The organism is Sunxiuqinia rutila (assembly GCF_050589705.1).
In the GTDB taxonomy this organism is placed as follows: Bacteria; Bacteroidota; Bacteroidia; order Bacteroidales; family Prolixibacteraceae; genus Sunxiuqinia; species Sunxiuqinia rutila.
On sequence record NZ_JBNGOT010000038.1, the window covers coordinates 1 to 544 of the forward strand.

At 50.4% G+C, this 544-nt stretch carries 1 protein-coding gene and 1 pseudogene; both read right to left on the reverse strand.

What is annotated here, in order from left to right; genetic code table 11:
* Positions 1-326 (reverse strand): annotated as a pseudogene (locus tag ACRD6K_RS19985) (HAAS signaling domain-containing protein); the annotation flags it as partial.
* Positions 327-370: 44 nt separating this feature from the next.
* The gene (locus ACRD6K_RS19990) at positions 371-538 is read right to left on the reverse strand and encodes a PadR family transcriptional regulator (RefSeq protein ID WP_430974677.1); all 168 of its coding nucleotides are present in this window, start codon (positions 536-538) and stop codon (positions 371-373) included.
* Between the last annotated feature and the right edge of the window lie 6 nt (positions 539-544).

The window sequence follows — 544 nt, forward strand, 5'->3', positions numbered from 1 at the left end:
GCCTGGCTGCGCTCACTGGTAGTTCCTGCCGCACTGGCCGGCTCTTCCTCTTCCACTTCGCCTTCCATAAAATCCTCGGGTTTTCCCATCCGGGCAATCACGTCATCCACCCACGATTCCAGGATCACATTCTTGGCATCCTTTTCCATCCTTTCGCTGAACAGCTCGGCAATGCGCGTTTCAATGTCCTGCAAAATCTCACGTCCTTCTTCGTCTGTGCCAAAGTGGGCATTCAGCATCTGCAGGTAGTTTTGCAGCTTCTGGTAAGCATCCTCGTCAATGTGAAAAACGCTGCCGCTAATATTGATTGTAAATGTCTTTTTCATCTCTTGTCTGTTTTTTGCGTTTGTGCTTTGGTTTTTCCTTCACCTTACGATTTGCTTGCCTTGATAGTTCCTACCGCTTCTACCAGCTCGTTCCACGAGTTGCCCAGCTCGTGAACAAACTCTTTCCCGGTATCGGTCAGTTCGTAGTATTTCCGGGGTGGCCCCTGGGTTGACTCTTCCCAGTTGTAGGCCAGCAGACCGGCATTTTTCAATCGGGT